Annotated in this window: 25 protein-coding genes and 1 other annotated feature; of the genes, 24 read left to right on the top strand and 1 reads right to left on the bottom strand. The window is 39.5% G+C overall.

Features of this window, described 5'->3' with window-relative positions; genetic code table 11:
* Positions 1-134 precede the first annotated feature (134 nt).
* The 18 genes from HXV90_RS16030 (at position 135) to HXV90_RS15945 (ending at position 13,029) form a co-directional block, all read left to right on the top strand.
* On the top strand, positions 135-779 hold the full coding sequence (locus tag HXV90_RS16030) for a hypothetical protein (protein WP_004226648.1): 645 nt from the start codon (positions 135-137) through the stop codon (positions 777-779).
* 98 nt (positions 780-877) lie between these two features.
* Positions 878-1,471, top strand: coding sequence for a Maf family protein (locus HXV90_RS16025; RefSeq protein WP_066036508.1), 594 nt, complete (start codon positions 878-880; stop codon positions 1,469-1,471).
* Positions 1,472-1,504: 33 nt separating this feature from the next.
* Positions 1,505-2,176: a RadC family protein gene (gene radC, locus HXV90_RS16020; protein WP_175400705.1), complete on the top strand. Its 672-nt coding sequence runs from the start codon at positions 1,505-1,507 to the stop codon at positions 2,174-2,176.
* Positions 2,177-2,757: 581 nt separating this feature from the next.
* Positions 2,758-3,777 carry a rod shape-determining protein gene (locus HXV90_RS16015; RefSeq protein ID WP_048395153.1) on the top strand — a complete coding sequence of 340 codons (1,020 nt, stop codon included), beginning with the start codon at positions 2,758-2,760 and terminating at the stop codon, positions 3,775-3,777.
* Between the two features lie 13 nt (positions 3,778-3,790).
* Positions 3,791-4,705 (top strand): rod shape-determining protein MreC, encoded by a 915-nt coding sequence (mreC, locus tag HXV90_RS16010; protein WP_048395155.1) that lies wholly within the window; start codon positions 3,791-3,793, stop codon positions 4,703-4,705.
* Positions 4,705-5,229 (top strand): rod shape-determining protein MreD, encoded by a 525-nt coding sequence (gene mreD, locus HXV90_RS16005; RefSeq protein ID WP_004226656.1) that lies wholly within the window; start codon positions 4,705-4,707, stop codon positions 5,227-5,229. The genes mreC and mreD overlap by 1 nt, the downstream gene beginning before the upstream one ends.
* A 27-nt stretch (positions 5,230-5,256) precedes the next feature.
* Entirely contained in the window at positions 5,257-5,925 is a 669-nt protein-coding gene (minC, locus tag HXV90_RS16000) for a septum site-determining protein MinC (RefSeq protein WP_004226657.1), read from the top strand.
* 1 nt (position 5,926) lies between these two features.
* Positions 5,927-6,724: a septum site-determining protein MinD gene (minD, locus tag HXV90_RS15995; RefSeq protein ID WP_004226660.1), complete on the top strand. Its 798-nt coding sequence runs from the start codon at positions 5,927-5,929 to the stop codon at positions 6,722-6,724.
* Between the two features lie 93 nt (positions 6,725-6,817).
* Positions 6,818-7,372 (top strand): M23 family metallopeptidase, encoded by a 555-nt coding sequence (locus HXV90_RS15990; protein WP_269897588.1) that lies wholly within the window; start codon positions 6,818-6,820, stop codon positions 7,370-7,372.
* Positions 7,362-7,973, top strand: coding sequence for a zinc metalloprotease (locus HXV90_RS15985; RefSeq protein ID WP_048395158.1), 612 nt, complete (start codon positions 7,362-7,364; stop codon positions 7,971-7,973). Before HXV90_RS15990 ends, HXV90_RS15985 begins: the two co-directional genes overlap by 11 nt.
* A 45-nt stretch (positions 7,974-8,018) precedes the next feature.
* Positions 8,019-8,096 (top strand) — a sequence feature (ribosomal protein L21 leader region).
* A gap of 14 nt (positions 8,097-8,110) precedes the next feature.
* The gene (gene rplU / locus HXV90_RS15980; RefSeq protein WP_004226667.1) at positions 8,111-8,419 is read left to right on the top strand and encodes a 50S ribosomal protein L21; all 309 of its coding nucleotides are present in this window, start codon (positions 8,111-8,113) and stop codon (positions 8,417-8,419) included.
* A 16-nt stretch (positions 8,420-8,435) separates the two neighbouring features.
* Entirely contained in the window at positions 8,436-8,792 is a 357-nt protein-coding gene (locus tag HXV90_RS15975) for a ribosomal-processing cysteine protease Prp (RefSeq protein ID WP_016991891.1), read from the top strand.
* Positions 8,789-9,088: a 50S ribosomal protein L27 gene (gene rpmA / locus HXV90_RS15970; protein WP_016991892.1), complete on the top strand. Its 300-nt coding sequence runs from the start codon at positions 8,789-8,791 to the stop codon at positions 9,086-9,088. Before HXV90_RS15975 ends, rpmA begins: the two co-directional genes overlap by 4 nt.
* 177 nt (positions 9,089-9,265) lie before the next feature.
* Positions 9,266-9,793, top strand: a complete 528-nt coding sequence (locus tag HXV90_RS15965; protein ID WP_048395160.1) for a Spo0B domain-containing protein — start codon at positions 9,266-9,268, stop codon at positions 9,791-9,793.
* A 5-nt stretch (positions 9,794-9,798) separates the two neighbouring features.
* Complete coding sequence (gene obgE, locus HXV90_RS15960; RefSeq protein ID WP_054550027.1) at positions 9,799-11,088, top strand: GTPase ObgE; 1,290 nt, start codon at positions 9,799-9,801, stop codon at positions 11,086-11,088.
* Between the two features lie 24 nt (positions 11,089-11,112).
* A complete protein-coding gene (locus tag HXV90_RS15955) occupies positions 11,113-11,568 on the top strand; it encodes an ACT domain-containing protein (RefSeq protein ID WP_004226679.1) in 456 nt (151 codons plus the stop codon).
* 165 nt (positions 11,569-11,733) lie between these two features.
* Positions 11,734-12,612: a prephenate dehydratase gene (pheA, locus tag HXV90_RS15950; protein WP_048395164.1), complete on the top strand. Its 879-nt coding sequence runs from the start codon at positions 11,734-11,736 to the stop codon at positions 12,610-12,612.
* Positions 12,613-12,636: 24 nt separating this feature from the next.
* Entirely contained in the window at positions 12,637-13,029 is a 393-nt protein-coding gene (locus tag HXV90_RS15945) for a thiol-disulfide oxidoreductase DCC family protein (RefSeq protein WP_048395166.1), read from the top strand.
* 132 nt (positions 13,030-13,161) lie between these two features.
* Here HXV90_RS15945 and HXV90_RS15940 read toward each other — a convergent pair whose 3' ends face one another.
* Positions 13,162-13,695, bottom strand: coding sequence for a transcription repressor NadR (locus tag HXV90_RS15940; protein WP_054550028.1), 534 nt, complete (start codon positions 13,693-13,695; stop codon positions 13,162-13,164).
* 141 nt (positions 13,696-13,836) lie between these two features.
* Here HXV90_RS15940 and HXV90_RS15935 point away from each other — a divergent pair, with 141 nt between their 5' ends.
* The 6 genes from HXV90_RS15935 (at position 13,837) to tgt (ending at position 19,767) form a co-directional block, all read left to right on the top strand.
* Positions 13,837-14,883, top strand: a complete 1,047-nt coding sequence (locus tag HXV90_RS15935) for a LysM peptidoglycan-binding domain-containing protein (protein WP_048395169.1) — start codon at positions 13,837-13,839, stop codon at positions 14,881-14,883.
* Positions 14,884-14,971: 88 nt separating this feature from the next.
* Positions 14,972-15,751, top strand: a complete 780-nt coding sequence (locus HXV90_RS15930) for a phosphotransferase (RefSeq protein ID WP_048395172.1) — start codon at positions 14,972-14,974, stop codon at positions 15,749-15,751.
* Positions 15,752-15,862: 111 nt separating this feature from the next.
* On the top strand, positions 15,863-16,483 hold the full coding sequence (gene ruvA, locus HXV90_RS15925; protein ID WP_048395174.1) for a Holliday junction branch migration protein RuvA: 621 nt from the start codon (positions 15,863-15,865) through the stop codon (positions 16,481-16,483).
* An 18-nt stretch (positions 16,484-16,501) separates the two neighbouring features.
* Positions 16,502-17,506, top strand: coding sequence for a Holliday junction branch migration DNA helicase RuvB (gene ruvB / locus HXV90_RS15920; protein ID WP_004226692.1), 1,005 nt, complete (start codon positions 16,502-16,504; stop codon positions 17,504-17,506).
* A gap of 17 nt (positions 17,507-17,523) precedes the next feature.
* Positions 17,524-18,564 (top strand): tRNA preQ1(34) S-adenosylmethionine ribosyltransferase-isomerase QueA, encoded by a 1,041-nt coding sequence (queA, locus tag HXV90_RS15915; RefSeq protein ID WP_221679909.1) that lies wholly within the window; start codon positions 17,524-17,526, stop codon positions 18,562-18,564.
* A gap of 57 nt (positions 18,565-18,621) precedes the next feature.
* The gene (gene tgt / locus HXV90_RS15910) at positions 18,622-19,767 is read left to right on the top strand and encodes a tRNA guanosine(34) transglycosylase Tgt (protein ID WP_016991901.1); all 1,146 of its coding nucleotides are present in this window, start codon (positions 18,622-18,624) and stop codon (positions 19,765-19,767) included.
* The last annotated feature ends 89 nt before the right edge of the window (positions 19,768-19,856 follow it).

Raw genomic sequence — 19,856 nt, 5'->3', positions numbered from 1 at the left:
TTTTATGGCTGCAAATTTAGGATTGCAATGAGTTCCGTATCAAAAAATAATAAATTCGCATTTACCCTTTGGAATGTACATATAATATCATATGATGTTGGCATAGATAGGTGGAAGGATGAGGTGATAGTTGAATGAAAATTGTAAGTCATGTGATGAAAAAACAAATATTTCGAGCAATGATTATTGGTGGATTTGTTGGTCTATTAGGTGTAGCAATTTTTCTGGGCGTTTTACAAGCCAGCACACAGTTACCTTTAAAGAAAAATGGTAGTGAAGTGGCAAATAATCAATCACAAACAGAAACGATTCCAACTGCCGGGGAGACAACCAATACATCTAATGCATCGATGTTTTATGCAAGCCAAGCTGGCGTGTATTCAAACTATGAGAGCGCAAGTTCATTTGTTGCTGAGTATCCTGCCTTAAAAGAGAGCGCGATCGTTCAAGTTGATGACAAGTTTTATGTATGGACAAGCATGGTGACGGAGGAAAGTCAGCTAAAATTTTTACAGGACCCCGCAACCTTTAAAAAGGCATTTAGCGTCAGTGGTGAAAGCTGTAAAGAACCTACCTTGGCAGAACTACCAACTGCTTTAGCAGATAAAAATGCCGCAAAATTAAATTTTAAGGAAAATGGCAAGGACTCAACGCTACCTGAGGATTGGCAGTCCATTGGCGCAGCGGCCTCTACTATTTCCAACGATATCAACATCATTCGTCTGCATGTTTTTGCACATTACCAATCTAAAAATACGTGTCTTCAAGTGAAGTTTTAACAATAAAAAATAATGAAATCTTCATTATCTTGTTTTTTTGAAAATTTTCAAATTGTGCATTCTTCTGTATCATAAGGATAAGGAGGAATGATCAGATAATGTTAAAAACAAATCATAAGCTTGTCCTTGCTTCTGCTTCCCCTAGGCGCAAGGAATTGCTTAACATGCTAGCACTCCCGTTTGAAGTCTTGACAAGTGAAGTGGAAGAAACAAGTGTACAAGCTCATACAATGCAGGATTATGTAAAAGGAGTAGCTTTATTGAAGACGCGTGATGTAGCCAAAAAAGCAGCTAATGCCACGATTATTGGTGCAGATACAATCGTTGTTTACAATCAAGAGCTACTACATAAACCTAAAACGCGTGAGGAAGCTATTTCTCACTTATTACGTTTGTCAAATAACAAACATAGTGTGATGACTGCGGTCGCTATAATCGAACCGAATGGAAAGGAAACGACCTTTGTGGAAGAGACTACAGTTGTTTTCCACCGTCTATCGCAGGAATTAATCGAAGCTTATGTAGATTCAGGAGATCCTTTTGATAAAGCGGGTGGTTATGGCATTCAAACGATTGGTACACTATTAGTTAAAAGAATTGAAGGAGATTATAACAATGTTGTAGGTTTACCACTTGCAACTTTGTTTTCGCAATTGGTGGATCTACAGATAGTCCAATTTGCGAAGGAGTGAATATTTTTGCTAGAAGACGCTTTACCAACTTTGATGATACGTGATGTCAATATAGAGGATCGCCCCCGTGAACGGCTATTACGACAAGGGGCTGAAAGTTTATCGAATCAAGAGCTACTCGCTATTTTATTGAGGACAGGCACAAAGGAAGAATCTGTGCTTGTTCTTGCAAATAGGGTGTTAAATGTTTTTGAACGACTCCATCATTTGAAGCATGCAACCATCGAAGAAATGATGGCTATTAAAGGAATAGGCGAGGTGAAAGCCATTCAATTAATGGCTGCTGTTGAACTTGGTAGAAGACTGGCTCAAAAACATAATGATGAGAAATTCACAATACGTTCTCCACAAGATGCAGCAACTTACTTAATGCCTGATATGACCTCGCTTAATCAGGAGCATTTTGTAGTGCTTTTTTTAAATATAAAAAATCAAATTATTCATAAGCAAACGATTTTCATTGGCAGTTTAAATGCATCCATCGTTCATCCTAGAGAAATATTTCGAGAAGCTGTCAAAAGGTCTGCCGCTTCTATTATATGTGCCCACAACCATCCAAGTGGGGTGCCAACACCGAGCACGGAGGACATTGAAGTAACAAAGCGAATTGTTGAAGCAGGCTATATTATAGGGATAGAGTTAATTGATCACGTCATCATCGGCGACCATCAATATATTAGTTTAAAGGAAAAAGGATATTTTTAACTCTGCATACAATATGCAGAGTTTTTTATGATGAATCCATTTTGTTGTATAGAAGATTCTATTACTATAAATGACCTTAATTATAACCAGTCATAAAATTTTTGTATTTTTTTGTGGTATATTGGCGAACCTTTTTTCTTACATAACGTTAATGTATTCATAGAAAAGCAATTATCTTCACAAAAATTGGTAGCCTGATACACATTGTCTTATGGGAATAAAAATTATATGCTAATCTATACGTACTATTTTTAGTTTAAGAGGGAATTAAAATAGTATCTTTTCTGTGAGTTGAAGTATGTGATACTACAAATTCTTGCGTTTTTCCGTTATAATGAACGGTATGAATTTTATCTTTATTCAGGGAGGACTCCCATCAAAATTGGTGGTGAGGTGAATGAGTGTGTAGTTTTTTCATAGGTGTAAACTACCAACTGACTGGAGATAAAAAAATTTGACAGGTGCTATGGACGTTGAAAGGAGTCAATTGTGTATTTACACAATTCAATTTCCTATACATTGTCGTCAAATATATTGGATGTCAACGAAAGTATGGCTTATATAGAAAGGGAGTACACAATTTGTTTGGACTAGGAAGCAAAGATGTCGGGATTGACCTCGGCACAGCGAATACATTAGTGTTTATTAAAGGAAAGGGAATCGTATTACGTGAACCTTCAGTTGTAGCAAAAAATACAAAAACAGGGGATATTGTTGCCGTTGGTAATGATGCGAAAAATATGATTGGTCGAACACCTGGCTCAATCGTAGCGATTCGTCCAATGAAAGATGGCGTTATTGCTGACTTCGATATTACAACAGCAATGATTGAGTATTATTTAAAAGAAGCATGTAAAAACTCTGGAGGCAACTGGAAAAAACCAAATGTTATGATTTGTGTACCTTATGGTATTACTTCAGTGGAGCAGCGTGCTGTTATTGATGCTGCACGACAAGCAGGTGCAAAAGAGGCGTTCACAATCGAAGAGCCATTTGCAGCAGCAATCGGTTCAAATCTTCCTGTATGGGATCCTACAGGGTCAATGGTTGTTGATATCGGTGGAGGTACAACAGAAGTTGCCGTTATTTCTTTAGGTGGTATTGTAACGAGTGAATCTGTACGTGTTGGTGGTGATGCAATGGATCAATCCATCATTTCGTATATCCGTAAAACGTATAATTTAACAATTGGTGAACGTACAGCGGAAGCCGTAAAAATGGAAATTGGTACGGCATTGGCAGAAGGACCAGAAGCACGAATGGATATTAGAGGACGTGACCTGTTAACAGGTTTACCGAAAACAATCGAAATTTCTTCACAGGAAATTTCTGAATCATTACGTGAAGCGGTTTCCTCTATTATTGACGGTGTTCGTAAAACATTAGAACAAACACCTCCAGAATTATCTGCTGATGTAATGGAGCGCGGTATTGTATTAACTGGTGGTGGGGCACTGCTAACAAACTTAGACAAAGTAATCAGTCAAGAGACAAATATGCCAGTATTCATTGCAGAAGATCCTTTAGACTGTGTAGCGATTGGTACAGGTAAGGCATTAGATCATATCGACTTAATTCGTCAACAACAAGTTAAAGGGTAAGGAGGTTTAGGCAATGCCACACTTTTTTTTCAATAAGAAAGTAATTTTGCTGCTCATAGGCATGGTTTTTCTTGTGGCATTGATTAGCTTCTCATTACGTGATCGGACGAATGCAACTTTACCAGAGCAAATTATTAAAGATACTGTCGGTTTCGCACAATCGCTTGTTGCGAAGCCGGCGAATTATATTAATGGTGTTTTTAATAGTATTGACTCCCTCTTAAACACGTACGAAGAAAATAAACGTTTAAAAGCACGCTTAGAAGATTTTGCAGTTGTACAAGCTGAGGCTACGGATTTAAAATCAGAGAATAACAAGCTTCGAGAGCTTTTGGATAAAACTGAGAGCTTAAAGGCATTTAATCCAATTCAAGCAACAGTGATTGCTAGAAATCCTGACCAGTGGGAAGAGAAAATTATTTTAGATAAAGGGTCTTCTCATGGAGTCAAAAAAAATATGGCAGTTATGACCGCGAAAGGGTTAGTGGGGAAAATTACCCTAGTTACACCTTTCACATCTGAGGTAGAGCTTTTAAATACAAATAATCCAAACTATCGTGTTTCCGCGATGGTGCTAGGAGAAAAAGAAGCATACGGTTTAATCGAGGGCTTTGATGAAGAACGTAATGAACTCATTATGAAGCGAATCGATTCTAGCATGAAGGTGAAAGAAGGCGAGCAAGTAGTTTCTTCAGGTCTTGGTGGTATTTTCCCTAAGGGAGTGCCGATAGGAGAAATTACGGAAGTTAGTACAGATGACTTTGGTTTAACGAAAATGGCGTATGTCAAACCATCTGCTGATTTTTCAATTTTAGAGCATGTTGTGATTGCCAAGCGAACATCCACAAGTATTGATGGATCAGATGGCAATGCAACGAATGAGGATTTATCGAATCCGCAAGAGGCAAGTGAAGAGGAGGCGGAGTGATGGTTCGATTTCTCATCCCCTCTGTAGCGGTTTTACTCTTCCTGTTAGAACCAGAATTTGCTATGCTTTCCCCGATTGAAATTAAAGGGGAAGTCTATTTTCTGGTACCGCGTTTTTTAATCTTATACCTTATTTTTATATCCATCTATTACAGCCGTCAACGTGCGGTAATGTATGGACTTTTTTTTGGTGTCTTGTATGATGTGTTTTACATTGATATTATTGGATTATATTCAGTACTTTATCCACTTATATGTTTTTTGGCAGGGTCTATCGTGAAAGTTATACATCAGCACTTAGTTGTAACAACTACAATTTCAGTTGTACTAGTAGCGATTTTAGAATTTATTCTCTATCAATTCTTTTTCCTAATCGATTTTACAGCAATTCCTTTAGCGGATTTCTTACGTTCACGACTACTACCAACAATCATTGCGAATGCTTTATTTTTAATGATTCTTGGGTGGGCCTTCAAGTATCTAATTAATGCGCGTGTCTTACAGAGAGCACGTGAGGTTTCTTAACAAAGAACAACGTGAGGTGAGGCATTCATGAAAAAACAGTTAGTTAATATGAAGGGAACGAAGGACGGTTTTGTACTACGCCTAGACGACCAATGTGCGTATGGTGAACTAGTGGAAGAATTAAAGAATAAGGTTTTAGAGGGCGGTATCGATGGTAAAGTTGATGTACAATTATACTTAGGCTATCGATACTGTACTGAAGAACAATTAAATGAACTTATAAAAATTATAGAAGAAACAGAACAGCTTATTGTATCGAAGGTGCAAAGTGAAGTACTGACTGTCCACGAAAGCAACCAGAAGATGTTTGAAAGCCAACAAGATACATATATAGGAGTGGTCAGATCAGGACAAATTCTGCGTTCATCCGGGGATATTACTATCATAGGAAATGTCAATCCAAACGGTCGTGTTGAGGCTGGAGGTAATGTATATGTCCTAGGTAGACTTAAAGGGATTGCACATGCTGGTATGCAAGGCAATAAAGAAGCAATCATTGCAGCATCTCGATTTGAAGCCACGCATATCATGATTGCCGATCAAGTTCAGGTAATGTCAGATGAACATGTAAAAGCGATTAATCAAGTAGAAATGACTTGTGCATTTATTGGCTACGATGGACGCATTACGTACGATCAAATTCATGCCTTAAAAAATATTCGACCATTGTTAAATGTGTCTAAGGGAGGAAGCTAGTGTGGGAGAAGCGATCGTCATAACTTCAGGTAAAGGCGGTGTCGGTAAAACAACGACAACGGCTAACCTTGGGACTGCATTGGCTCTACAAGGTAAAAAAGTATGTTTAGTGGATACAGATATTGGCCTGCGTAATTTAGATGTGATTTTAGGCCTTGAAAATCGTATTATTTATGACCTAGTCGATGTGGTGGAAGGACGCTGTAAAATTCATCAAGCATTGATTAAGGATAAACGCGTAGATGAGAAACTATTTTTATTACCTGCTGCTCAAACAACAGATAAAAATGCTGTTACCCCTGAGCAAATGAAGAGCTTAGTAGAGGAATTGAAAAGAGACTATGATTATGTATTAATCGATTGCCCAGCGGGAATTGAGCAAGGCTACCGTAACGCTGTTGCTGGTGCAGATCATGCGATTGTTGTCACAACACCTGAAATTTCTGCTGTTCGTGATGCAGATCGTATTATTGGTTTACTGGAGCAGGAAGAGATAACAGCACCTAAACTCATCATTAATCGTATTCGACAACATATGATGAAGAGTGGTGACACACTGGATGTCAATGAAATTACAACTCATTTATCTATTGATTTATTAGGCATTATTATAGACAGTGAAGGCGTCATCTCATCTTCTAATAAAGGTGAACCAATTGTAATGGACCCCTCAAATAAAGCGTCATTAGGCTATCGAAATATTGCCCGTCGTATTCTTGGTGAATCAGTGCCATTAATGGCTATACAAGATGAGCAAAGAGGGATGTTTTCAAAACTTAAAGCCCTTTTCTCAAAATAAATTAAAACCTTTTCGTGCAATTGTACGAGAAGGTTTTTTCTTGTGCATGTTTGGACATGCAATCACATATAGTGAGGAAAAAAGGATGAGGGCTTGTTTAAAAAATGGAAATGGTTTGTCACGATACTTCTTGTGGCGGCGATCATGCTTGTAATTCGTTTAGAGGACCAGGGTGTAGTGGATACACCTGTTCGGAAGCTTGTTACAACCTCTGCTGATTTAACGTATTTAAGTGAGCTTGGACAAAGCTGGTTCGAAAAAGAAAAAGAGACCATCATGGTTTCTAGTGATGTAGGGCAGGCAGATCTTTTAACATTTGCGAATGCCCAAGTGTTTAAAGAAGGCTATCTATTGCAGTATGATGTTGGCTTACCTATCTATGCTGGTCAAAATGGATTAGTCGTTTTTACTGGCCATACAAAGTACACAGGTAAGACCATGACCATCAGCTATGAAGATGGTACAACCGTTTCCTATGGTATGTTAGATAGTTTAGCTCAACTACCATACACATCTATTCAAGCAAATGATTTAATTGGCACGAAAGAAGCGGGTCAACTTTATGTGTCCATCGAAAAGGGAGATGCCCATTATGATTTAGAGCAAATTGTACAATGGCTTGAAACGACGGAGACCAATGAGGATTAAATTACATCTTCTGTGTATCCCTCTCGTATTTGTCATGATTTTTAGTGGCCAATTAGCCTATTACGCGATCATTCTGTTTTCCTTACTGTGGCATGAGGCTGGTCACTTAGTTGCGGCAGTAATGTGTGGAGTGAAGGTGAAATCCTGCGTAATTACACCATACGGGGGAGAAATTCAATTTGAAAATCCAGCGGTTGTGCAAGCTTCGTCACTCCTATGGATTGCATTAGGAGGGCCAATCGCTACGATTATTGGGATTGGCCTCGCTTTTTTTATGCCTGATTTACTCGCTACTAAGCTTATAAATGTACAACTCGTGTTATTGGCTGTAAATATTGTACCCATCATACCGTTAGATGGTGGAAGGATATTGTTAGCCTGCCTATTTTTAAAATATCCAAGAGCTCACGTGATAGAGCTATATTATTGGTTATCATTCATCGTAGCTACTATACTATTACTTGTCACTTTCAAGTTCTTGCCACAATCTATTTTTTTAGCCATCATAAATTTATTCATTTGGTTGCAAGTGTTGAAAGAATGGCGTTATCGAAAATACCGAGTTGCTTTTGAAAAATATGTTATGAATAGATTGACTTGAAAAAATTCGTGTGGTAATATTTTAATGTTATTGTTTGTAGCACCCGTGCTACTACAACCGCTCTGTAAAGGTTTAAGTGTCTAGTAAGATCACCTTATGAAACAGGCGAGTCTGAGTCTAAGAGGAGGTGCAGTAAAATGTACGCAATTATTGAAACTGGTGGTAAACAAGTCAAAGTAGAAGCTGGTCAAGAAATCTATGTTGAAAAGTTAGGCGTAGAAGCTGATGAGGTTGTAACTTTTGATAAAGTTTTATTCGTAGGTGGCGAAAACGTTAAAGTTGGCGCTCCATTCGTAGAAGGCGCTACTGTAACAGCTAAAGTTGTTAAAGAAGGCCGTGCGAAAAAAATCGTTGTTTTCAAATTGAAAGCTAAAAAGAACTACCGTCGTAAACAAGGTCACCGTCAACCTTACACAAAATTAGTTGTTGAAGCAATCAACGCTTAATTGTGAGGTATAGCGAATGATACAAGTTACGATTCATCACGATGAAAATAGACATGTGTCAGCATTCGAATTTTCAGGACATGCTGGTTATGATGAATCTGGTAAGGATTTAGTATGTGCAGGAGCATCAACTATAGCCATTGGTACAGTGAATGCTATTTATGCATTATTACAAATTCAGCCAGAAATCGAACAAGCTGCTGAAGGTGGAGGATATCTCAAGGTAGATTTACCATCAGACATAGAGCCTGAAGTAGATGCAAAACTACAGTTAATTGTTCAAGTAATGACTGCCCAAGTGTATTCTATGGTGCAAAATTACGGACAATACATCCAAATCAACTACAACCAAGTAGGAGGTGGAACTCGATGAAATTATTATTAGCATTAGACCTTCAACTTTTTGCATCGAAAAAAGGGGTAGGTTCTACTAAAAACGGACGTGACTCTGAGTCTAAACGACTTGGTGCAAAACGTGCTGATGGCCAATTCGTAACAGGTGGTTCAATTCTTTACCGTCAACGCGGTACAAAAATTTACCCAGGTACAAACGTAGGTCGTGGTGGTGACGATACACTATTTGCTAAAGTTGACGGCGTTGTTAAATTTGAACGTTTAGGTCGCGATCGCAAACAAGTATCTGTTTATCCAACAACACAAGAAGCTTAATCTTTTATAAGATAACATAAAGCGGAGGACTGCATTTATTGCAGTCCTTTTTTTGGCTAAATTTCAAAAAAGCCGATTGGACGCAATGACACCAAGGTATAATTGATTAAAGAATTAAGGGAAAAATACAGCAAAACTTGTTATACTAGTAAGGATAACTTTATTGGAGTGAATGGGATGAACAATCAATCACTAACCATTAGTGAAGTATTACGTTTTGCAAATCATGATTATGTGAATCAACTGCAACTGATTCGCATGAATTTAGATTTAGGTAGAATCGAGGAATCGAAAAAACTTATTCAACATTATTCAGAACAATTACGAGTATTTTCTATCCTCAATCGACTACAATTACCACAAACAATTGAATGGCTTCAAACAGCAGGATGGCGTTACCCATCATTAGCTTGGAAGCTAAGCGGTGAGATAAAAAAGCCTGTGACCAATGATATTGATCAGGAAGTTGTAGATTATTTAAACAAAACAGTTATGCATGTTTATGATACATTAGATCCATTTACAGAGCAGATCCTAACGCTTGATGTACGTGTTGACGATCATACATTTGCCGTGACATTCACGCTAAATGGGTTATGGAGTGCTGATGCATTCACCGAAAAAGGTTTGAAACAATTCGACATTCAAACAATTGAGCAGACAACTACACGCTGGCAATATGTCTTGAGTGCAAATAGGGAGTGAACTAAATGTTTGTCGATCACGTAAAGATTTATGTTAAAGGTGGCGATGGCGGAGACGGTATGGTAGCCTTTCGCCGTGAAAAATATGTACCAAATGGTGGTCCAGCTGGTGGAGATGGTGGACACGGTGGTAACGTTGTATTTGAAGTAGAAGAGGGCTTACGAACATTAATGGATTTCCGCTATAAACGCCATTTTAAAGCACCTCGTGGCGAGCATGGGATGAGTAAAGGCATGCATGGTAAAAATGCGGAGGATTTAATTGTTAAAGTACCACCAGGCACAGTGGTTATGAATGAAGAAACAAATGCCGTTATTGCTGACTTAGTCGAGCATGGGCAAAGAGCAGTTATTGCGAAAGCAGGCAGAGGTGGACGAGGTAATTCTCGCTTTGCTACACCTGCCAACCCGGCGCCAGAACTTTCTGAAAAAGGTGAGCCAGGACAAGAATTAAATGTTATATTAGAGTTAAAAGTTTTAGCAGATGTAGGGTTAGTTGGTTTCCCAAGTGTTGGTAAATCAACACTTTTATCTGTTGTTTCCGCGGCTAAGCCAAAAATTGGTGCTTATCATTTCACAACAATTGTACCGAACTTAGGCATGATTGAAACGGATGACCATCGAAGCTTTGCGATGGCTGATTTACCAGGGCTTATTGAAGGAGCACATCAAGGAGTTGGATTAGGTCATCAATTTTTACGACATATCGAACGTACACGCGTTATCGTTCATGTCATTGATATGTCAGGGATGGAAGGCCGCGATCCATATGAAGATTATTTAACAATTAATGAAGAGCTAAAACAATATAATCTTCGTTTAACAGAGCGTCCACAAATTATCGTAGCCAATAAAATGGATATGCCAGATGCAGAAGAGAATTTACAAGCATTCCGTCAGAAGGTTGGAGAAGACGTTCAAATTTTCCCAATTTCTGCTGTTTCACGTCAAGGTTTAAAAGAGCTACTTTTTGCCATTGCCGATCTATTAGAAGTAACGCCTGAATTCCCACTATATGATGATCTAGAGGAGCAATCAGACGCAACCGTAATGTACAAGCATGAGGCAAAAGGTGAAGATTTCGAAATCACACGTGATGATGATGGTACATTTATTATTAGTGGTTATGCAATTGAGCGTTTATTTAAAATGACAGACTTTAGCCGTGAGGATGGTATACGTCGTTTTGCTCGTCAATTGCGTGCAATGGGTGTGGACGAGGCTCTGCGTGAGCGTGGAGCGCAAGATGGCGATACAGTACGCCTACAAGAGTTTGAATTTGAATTTGTCGATTAAGACATGAGTTTTAGGGGGAAGCGTATGAAGAATGTTGCGAATCAGCGATATTATTTAGTTCGTGAGGATGTTTTAACGGATGCAATGCAAAAAACTTTGGAGGCGAAACACTTACTATCAAGTGGTTCAGTATCTTCCATTTGGGATGCGGTAAAGCAGGTGGATTTATCGCGAAGTGCGTTTTACAAATATCGTGATGCGGTTTTTCCTTTTCATTCAATTGTGCAGGAACGCATTTTAACAGTCTTTTTACAGCTTCAAGATAGAAAAGGAACACTTGCCAAGCTTTTAGAAACTGTGACAATTACACATTGTAATGTCTTAACGATTCATCAAACAATCCCTATTCAGGGACGTGCGAATGTTACATTGTCATTAGATGTAACAAGCATGACTTGTGATCTTGATGATCTTATTCAGCAATTAAAACGCTTAGATTTTGTGGAATCAGCGGAAGTGATTAGTTCTGGAGCATTATAAGCACAGAGAGTGTTCAATCCTTTAATTTTTGACAAAATGACAAACATCGTGTTGAATAACCCCAATGGGTAAAGATACGATAACAAAGCTCAAATAAGGAGCTGTCCCAAGCGTTTTTCATCACGAGGGACTGCTCCTTATTGTGCCATAAAGGAGGTATTTGCAATGACAAAGCAACAATGGGAAAATCGAATCGCCTATCTAGGACCAGAAGCATCATTTACATACTTAGCAACAAAGGCTACTTTTCCAAATGAGTGGCTCGTACCGTGTGCCACGATTCCAGAATGTATAGAGGCTGTTGCAGAGGGAAAGGTAGATTTAGCTGTCGTGCCGCTAGAAAATGCTCTAGAGGGCTCTGTATCATTAACATTAGATTACTTATTCCATGAGGCAACACTTTATGTAACTGGAGAGTTATTGCTGAAAATTCAGCAGCATTTAATGGTCAATAAAGCGCAGAAGGATGATTGGCAGTCAATCGAAGGTGTTTATTCTCATCCGCATGCACTAGCTCAATGTCATAAATATTTATTTTATCGTTTTAGTCATGTACCATTACATCAAACAACTTCAACTGCAGCAGCAGCAAAATATGTATCAGAGAATCCACAAGAGTGTATAGCGGCAGTCGGTAATGCAGCCGCAGCGGAAAAATATGGTCTTGAAATAGTGGAGCAGAATATCCATGATTTTCATTTTAATCATACACGATTCTTTGTACTGTCTAAGCAAAATAAACGATTGCCACAAGAGCTATCAGATGGGCAAGCAAAAACAACATTTATGATTACCTTACCAACAGATCGTTCAGGTGCATTACATCAGGTGCTTTCTGTTTTTGCATGGCGTCAGCTAAATTTAAGTAAAATCGAATCACGTCCATTAAAAACTGGATTAGGTGATTATTTCTTTATGATTGATGTATTAGCAGATGAAAAGGAACCGATGATGCGTGGGGCAATGGAAGAATTAGCTGCGCTAGGCTGCAAAGTAAAGTCACTGGGTACCTATTTTACTTATGTAACATCAGACGAAGCATAGTAATGTGAAGGAGGAGGAAAGAAGATGGGTGGGATTATTTTATTCGATGGTGTCTGTAATTTTTGTGATAGCACTGTTCAATTTATCATCAAACATGATCAAGCTGGCTATTTTCAATTTGCATCGCTGCAAAGCGAGGCTGGTCAATCGCTTCTCACTCAATATCATATACCAAAGAATATAGATAGTGTAATTCTTATTGAACAAGGGAAAGTGTCTGTTGAATCTACCGCTGCGTTAAACATTTGCCGTAAATTTGATGGATTGTGGCCTTGTTTCTACGCCTTCATTCTTGTACCACCATTTATTCGCAATGCATTATATCGATTATTTGCAAAGCAACGCTATCGTTTGTTTGGAAAAAAAAGTGAATGCTTATTGCCTACGCCTGCTCAACGTCAAAGATTTCTTTCCTGATAGGGAAATACTCGCCTTTAAAGGAACAATACAATAGCTGCGGACGGAAGCCCGCGCTTAACGAGACAAAACCAGCATTAAAAAACAGAAAGCACCGTTTGAAATCAATTTTTCAGACGGTGCTTTTACTATTCATTGATCTGACACTAAGTAGCCCTTTTTTTGTAAAGCTCGCTCAATTAATGTTAAAACTTCAACAGAGGGTGCTGTGATGACATGTAGATGGATGCCGCCAGTGAGAGCAGATAAATAGTTGGCCTGTGTGGCATTCACACGTTCGATAAATTGTTTCACCTCATGGCGGTTGGATACCATGATAGAGGCTGTCAGTTCACCATATATTGGATGTTCGACAATGACATTTTTGACGGTTCCGCCACAGTCTACAATCGTCATTAATTCATCTTCCGTCTGCTCTGATGTATGCAAGCAAGGGAATGTTCGTTCAACGGTTTGCTGTATTTGTTCTTGATGCATATAAAGATAACCTTGGCTTGTGGCAATAATGGGCTCATTTCTTGCCTTTAATAAAGTCATATCATTGACGATTACTTGTCTAGAAACATTGGCGAACTTTGCTAAGTCTGTCCCAGTTATAGGTGCTTTATTTTTTTTTAATTGCGCTAATAGTTGCAGTCGGCGTTCTTCGCCTAACATTTTTTTCATAAGAGATCACCCCTGCTCGTAATAAAGGAATCAGCGTTCCTTATGAATTAGTGTACCATGAAGCTTTTCTAACTTGCTGAAATTTTTGTATCCAAATGAAACATTGAACATATGATACGTAGAGAGGAAGGGAGGAAAAAATTGCGTATTCATATTGTTCAAAAGGGAGATACCTTGTGGAAGATTGCGAAAGAGTACGGCATTTCGTTTGAAGATTTGAAGCGGCTCAATGTCCATCTTGCCAACCCAGATTATATTGTTCCAGGCATGGAAATTATATTGCCTGAAAAAATAAACAAAGAGCCGCATAGAGATTCACATAAAGAAATGCCGAAAAAGGAAACACAAGTGCATAAGGAGACACCAAAGGAAAGTCCTAAAAAAGAGGTACAGCGACCAATGCCACCACCACCGCCAATTGTACCGCCACCACCAGCTCCTATGCCAATGCCAGAACCACAAATGATACCGATACCAATACCGATGCCAATGCCAATGCAGATGCCACAACAGCCGATGTGGGTACCGCAGCCTGTGGAAATGAATTGGCACCAGCAATTGGTGATGCCACAAATGGAGCAAAATGTTACAACACCACCTGTACAAATACAGCCACCACCACCGCCAGCACCTACACCGCCACCACCGCCTGTAGCTAAACCAAAGCCAATGCCAATGCCACAACCAGCACCACATCCACCAATGCATATCATGCCACAAATGCCTGCCGTACCACATTGTTCAAGTTGCCATCAGCCAATCTATCATCAGATGTGGTGGCCGATGCCAATGCAGCCGCAGGTTGAGCATTATACGATGCCACAGCAGCCAATGTCCTATGACATGCCAGATCATAAAGTAGGTGGAATGGAAGACTTTTTAGAGTCCACATCACCATTCTTCCATACGCAAGATCACCAAAAGCCACAAATGGATATGATGCCCGATATGAATATGGGGCAATCCTGTGGTTGTGGCACACAACCAATGATGATGCCTGATATGAACATGGGTCAATCTTGTGGCTGTGGCACACAACCAATGATGATGCCAAATTGGCAAATGGACCCTTGTCATTGCCCGCCACCACCATGTCCGACACATTGTCCACCACCATGCCCATCAGCAGCAGGTCCTTGGATGTCTCCGCATTATTTCCCAGGCGGGATGACGCCTTATCGATGGTGAAAAAGCGTATATTGTAGAAGAAGTAAAGCCAAATATTTGGAAATATAAATATCGATCGAAAAATTATTTTGTCAAACGTGCAAAGCAAGTGGAAATTGCGGAGAAGGTAAGAACCATTCATCGCCAATTAGGACGTATGGAACCTTCTTTGATCCTACCATTAGTTCAGAGCGATGATGAGCAGTTAATTGTGCAAATGTGGCAAGAAGGAAGCCACGGTGCTAACTTTGCACATAAAAAAGATCGTAAGGAATCTCTTAGACTACTAATCGCTTTACATGACACACATAAAAAGATTGCTTGGCAGCGCGTGCCAGGCTTGCATACCTACTCACAGCTTTTAAAATGGCAAATGCGTCATATGCGTTTTAAAAGTAGAAGAAATGAGTTTCGAACATTTTTAACGAAAGAAGAAATTGATCAAATATTGCATTATAGTGATAAGTCATTACAATTGATTGCATTGGAAGATGCACCTGAAAAAGAGATTACGCTATTGCATGGGGATGTAGTTCATCATAATTTTTTATGGTGCTCCGATGGACAATTACGTTTAATTGATTTTGATTTAGCGCACCTTGGTGAAGCGGATGACGAGTATATTTTATGGTTACATCGTGTGTTACCTGCTGTAGATTATGATCTTGGAAAGATTTTTGCAGAGTTACCTGAGCTGAAACGACTGGATAAAAGAAAGCTTCATCGCTTGAAATACCCGAATGAGTTATTACGAGAATGGCTGTTTGCTATAGATTTACCACTAGAGCAACAGCTAGTATTTTTAGATTATTTAGTACCATTTACAAAACGAGCCCTCACCTACTGGCCAAAACTGTGGTACGATATTGATAGATTTGTCAAGAAATGACCGTCAATTGGCGGTCATTTTTGTCTGCGAATGGAGTTTAGACGCTACTTTTTGTCGAGCATTCGTTCGCTATATGCTATAATCGAAGACGATGATTGTGAGGGATTATAGATGTATGATTATTTAAAAGGACAAATTACTCGTATTACACCTGAATTTATTGTGCTGGAACAACAGGGGATTGGGTGGCAACTTAATACGCCCAATCCATTTGCTTTTCGAACATCTGCCCTTGAGCAACAGATATATGTTCATTTGCATGTGCGAGAGGATGCGCAAGTTTTATATGGCTTCCCTAACCTAGATCAGCGTGAGTTATTCCGTAAGCTTATTTTAGTGTCAGGAATAGGACCAAAGGGCGCTTTAGCGATTTTAGCTACAGGTAATCCACAACAGGTTATTAGCGCAATTGAGCGGGAGGACGAAGCGTTTTTAGTGAAGTTCCCTGGAGTTGGTAAAAAAACAGCACGTCAAATGATCCTCGACTTGAAGGGTAAACTTGGTTCATTATTAGATACACTTGAATTACCTAGTGCAGAAGATGAATTACCTTTGTTTGGTGTGCATGCCTATAAACACGAATTAGAAGAAGCCTTACTTGCCTTAATGGCTCTTGGCTATTCTGAAAAAGAGCTAGAAAAAATTAAACCACAGCTAGAGGATAACGATAAACTTGAAACGACAGATGCCTTTATGAAACAAGCATTGCAACTACTGCTAAAATTAAAATAAGGAAAGGAGGAAAGGTGCATGTCTGAACGTATGATGGCAAGTGAAGCAGGGAGCTATGATGAGCAGTTTGAGTTATCTTTACGTCCTCAAAAATTAGCACAGTATATTGGGCAACATAAGGTAAAGGAAAACTTACAAATATTCATTGAAGCGGCAAAGCTTCGCCAAGAAAGTTTAGATCATGTGTTGTTATATGGACCTCCAGGACTTGGTAAAACGACCTTAGCGGCTGTTATCGCAAATGAGATGAATGTTAACGTACGCATGACAAGTGGCCCTGCGATTGAGCGTCCAGGAGATTTGGCAGCTATTTTAAGTTCACTAGAGCCTGGGGACGTTTTATTTATTGATGAAATTCATCGACTGCCCCGTGCTATTGAAGAAGTATTATATCCAGCAATGGAAGACTTCTGCTTAGATATTGTGGTAGGAAAAGGTCCTGAAGCACGTTCTGTACGACTTGATTTACCTCCCTTTACCCTTGTAGGTGCAACAACAAGAGCGGGTGCTTTATCAGCTCCTCTAAGAGATCGCTTTGGTGTGTTGCTGCGCCTAGAATATTATGATGACCGATCGCTTGCTGAAATTGTTGTGAGAAGTGCACATTTATTTGAGGTAGAAATAGAGCAAGTAGCAGCAATGGAAATGGCGAGACGCTCACGTGGAACACCTCGAATTGCCAATCGTTTATTGAAACGAGTGCGAGATTATGCACAAGTGCTTGGAGATGGTATGATAACGGAGGGTCTTGCACAGCAAGCATTAGAGCTGTTACAAGTAGATCCTAGAGGGCTTGATCATATTGACCATAAACTTGTAACCAATATGATTGAGCGATTCCGAGGAGGCCCAGTAGGCTTAGATACTCTTGCTGCATCAATTGGTGAGGAACGGGTTACGATAGAAGATGTATACGAGCCTTATTTGATGCAAATTGGCCTTATTCAACGTACCCCGAGAGGAAGAGTAGCCACACATTTAGCCTACGAACATTTTGGATATGAGTATCCCCAACAAACATAAAGAAGGAAGTTATTTTCATGCGTGTAGAAGATTTTGATTTTGAATTACCAGAGGAGCTTATTGCCCAAACACCATTAGTGGATCGTACAGCAAGTCGATTAATGGTCGTGACACCGGGCTCAAATAAAGTGGAGCACCACCATTTTGCCCATGTATTAGACGAGCTACATGCTGGAGACTGTCTTGTACTAAATGATACAAGAGTTTTACCTGCTCGTTTAATGGGTGTAAAAGAAGAAACCGGTGCACATATAGAAGTATTGCTACTGAAGCAAATGGCTGGTACAGATGAGTGGGAAACACTTGTAAAACCGGCAAAGCGTGTAAAAGTAGGAACAGTCATCACATTTGGTGACGGTTTATTAACAGCTACATGTACAGGTGAGCTTGAACATGGCGGACGTACATTTGAATTTCAGTATGATGGTATTTTTTATGAAATATTAGAGCAACTTGGTGAAATGCCATTACCTCCCTATATTCGTGAAAAACTTGAGGATAAGGATCGTTATCAAACCGTTTATGCCAAAGAGCGTGGTTCTGCTGCAGCGCCTACAGCTGGGCTGCATTTTACAGAGGAGCTATTAGCTCAAGTGAAGGCTAAAGGCGTAGAGGTTGTCTTTATTACGCTACATGTCGGTCTTGGCACTTTCCGTCCCGTTAGTGTAGACTCGATTGAGAACCATGAAATGCATGCGGAATTCTATAGTGTTACAGAACAAGCAGCAGATACAATTAATCGCGTAAAGCGTAACGGTGGCAAGGTAATAGCTGTTGGGACAACCTCTACTCGTACATTAGAGACAATTGGTTCTAAATATGAGGGAGAAGTGCGAGCAGAACAAGGTTGGACGTCTATTTTCATCTATCCAGGCTACAATTTTACGGTGGTGGATGGGTTAATCACAAACTTCCATTTACCAAAATCAACACTAGTCATGCTTGTTAGTACGCTAGCCACTCGTGAGACCATTTTAAGTGCTTATCAGCAAGCTGTAGAAGAAAGATATCGCTTCTTTAGTTTTGGTGATGCTATGTTTATACGTCCCAAAAAATAATAGTGGATAAAATCGGAGTACTGTTTTTACTTCAGATAAGAAAGGATTATTTATTTTATGACACAACCAGCAATTCGATATGAACTACTTCATACATGTAAACAAACAGGAGCACGTCTTGGCATCGTCCATACACCACACGGCTCCTTTGAAACACCAGCATTTATGCCTGTTGGCACACAAGCAACGGTGAAGACCATGTCACCAGAAGAATTAAAAGAGATGAATGCCGGTATTATTCTGTCCAATACGTACCATTTATGGCTTCGTCCAGGTAATGATATTGTCAAAGAAGCAGGCGGACTTCATAAATTTATGAACTGGGATCGTCCAATTTTAACGGATTCAGGTGGTTTCCAAGTATTTTCACTTAGTCAATTCCGGAAAATTGAGGAGGAAGGAGTTCATTTCCGTAATCACCTCAATGGAGATAAATTATTTTTGAGCCCAGAAAAGGCAATGGAAATTCAAAATGATTTAGGCTCTGATATTATGATGGCTTTTGATGAATGTCCACCGTATCCTGCGACACATGACTATATGCTGAAATCAGTTGATCGAACAACTCGTTGGGCAAAACGCTGTAAGGAAGCACATCAGCGTCCAGAGGAGCAAGGTTTATTTGGCATTATTCAAGGTGGAGAGTACGAAGATTTACGCCGCCGCTCAGCAGAAGCGTTAGTAGAACTAGATTTCCCAGGCTATGCAATTGGTGGATTATCCGTTGGAGAACCAAAAGATGTGATGAACCGCGTTTTAGAATTTACTACGCCAATGATGCCTGAAAATAAACCTCGTTATTTAATGGGTGTTGGCTCACCAGATTCTTTAATTGATGGGGCAATTCGTGGGATCGATATGTTTGACTGTGTACTGCCAACACGTATTGCACGTAATGGAACACTGATGACATCAGAAGGACGTCTAGTAGTGAAAAATGCAAAATATGCACGTGACTTTGGGCCGATTGATCCGAACTGTGACTGCTATACATGTAAAAATTATTCTCGTGCCTATGTTCGTCACCTTATTCGCACGGAAGAAACGTTCGGTATTCGTTTAACATCCTATCATAATCTACACTTCCTATTAAAATTGATGGAGCAAGTACGTGAGGCAATTCGTCAAGATCGCCTTGGTGATTTCCGTGAAGAGTTCTTTGAAAAATACGGCTTTAATGGGCCAGATGCAAAAAACTTTTAAACTAGACGAATAGGATCATTACATGCGCTAAATTAAAAAAGGACATTAGGCATCCCCTAATGTCCATAATCAATAGCAATAGTTTTGCA

It is taken from the genome of Lysinibacillus sp. JK80, from assembly GCF_027557635.1.
Classification (GTDB): Bacteria; Bacillota; Bacilli; order Bacillales_A; family Planococcaceae; genus Lysinibacillus; species Lysinibacillus capsici.
The sequence above is the reverse complement of the archived record's forward strand: the minus strand, read 5'-3'. Positions and strand labels throughout refer to the sequence as shown.

Bases quoted from the DNA above. Each gene is read 5' to 3' on its own strand.
- HXV90_RS16030 (WP_004226648.1), top strand. From the start codon at position 135: ATGAAAATTGTAAGTCATGTGATGAAAAAACAAATATTTCGAGCAATG.
- HXV90_RS16025 (WP_066036508.1), top strand. From the start codon at position 878: ATGTTAAAAACAAATCATAAGCTTGTCCTTGCTTCTGCTTCCCCTAGG.
- radC (WP_175400705.1), top strand. From the start codon at position 1,505: ATGATACGTGATGTCAATATAGAGGATCGCCCCCGTGAACGGCTATTA.
- mreC (WP_048395155.1), top strand. From the start codon at position 3,791: ATGCCACACTTTTTTTTCAATAAGAAAGTAATTTTGCTGCTCATAGGC.
- mreD (WP_004226656.1), top strand. From the start codon at position 4,705: ATGGTTCGATTTCTCATCCCCTCTGTAGCGGTTTTACTCTTCCTGTTA.
- minC (WP_004226657.1), top strand. From the start codon at position 5,257: ATGAAAAAACAGTTAGTTAATATGAAGGGAACGAAGGACGGTTTTGTA.
- HXV90_RS15985 (WP_048395158.1), top strand. From the start codon at position 7,362: ATGAGGATTAAATTACATCTTCTGTGTATCCCTCTCGTATTTGTCATG.
- rplU (WP_004226667.1), top strand. From the start codon at position 8,111: ATGTACGCAATTATTGAAACTGGTGGTAAACAAGTCAAAGTAGAAGCT.
- HXV90_RS15975 (WP_016991891.1), top strand. From the start codon at position 8,436: ATGATACAAGTTACGATTCATCACGATGAAAATAGACATGTGTCAGCA.
- rpmA (WP_016991892.1), top strand. From the start codon at position 8,789: ATGAAATTATTATTAGCATTAGACCTTCAACTTTTTGCATCGAAAAAA.
- HXV90_RS15965 (WP_048395160.1), top strand. From the start codon at position 9,266: ATGAACAATCAATCACTAACCATTAGTGAAGTATTACGTTTTGCAAAT.
- obgE (WP_054550027.1), top strand. From the start codon at position 9,799: ATGTTTGTCGATCACGTAAAGATTTATGTTAAAGGTGGCGATGGCGGA.
- HXV90_RS15955 (WP_004226679.1), top strand. From the start codon at position 11,113: ATGAAGAATGTTGCGAATCAGCGATATTATTTAGTTCGTGAGGATGTT.
- pheA (WP_048395164.1), top strand. From the start codon at position 11,734: ATGACAAAGCAACAATGGGAAAATCGAATCGCCTATCTAGGACCAGAA.
- HXV90_RS15945 (WP_048395166.1), top strand. From the start codon at position 12,637: ATGGGTGGGATTATTTTATTCGATGGTGTCTGTAATTTTTGTGATAGC.
- HXV90_RS15940 (WP_054550028.1), bottom strand. From the start codon at position 13,695: ATGAAAAAAATGTTAGGCGAAGAACGCCGACTGCAACTATTAGCGCAA.
- ruvA (WP_048395174.1), top strand. From the start codon at position 15,863: ATGTATGATTATTTAAAAGGACAAATTACTCGTATTACACCTGAATTT.
- ruvB (WP_004226692.1), top strand. From the start codon at position 16,502: ATGTCTGAACGTATGATGGCAAGTGAAGCAGGGAGCTATGATGAGCAG.
- queA (WP_221679909.1), top strand. From the start codon at position 17,524: ATGCGTGTAGAAGATTTTGATTTTGAATTACCAGAGGAGCTTATTGCC.
- tgt (WP_016991901.1), top strand. From the start codon at position 18,622: ATGACACAACCAGCAATTCGATATGAACTACTTCATACATGTAAACAA.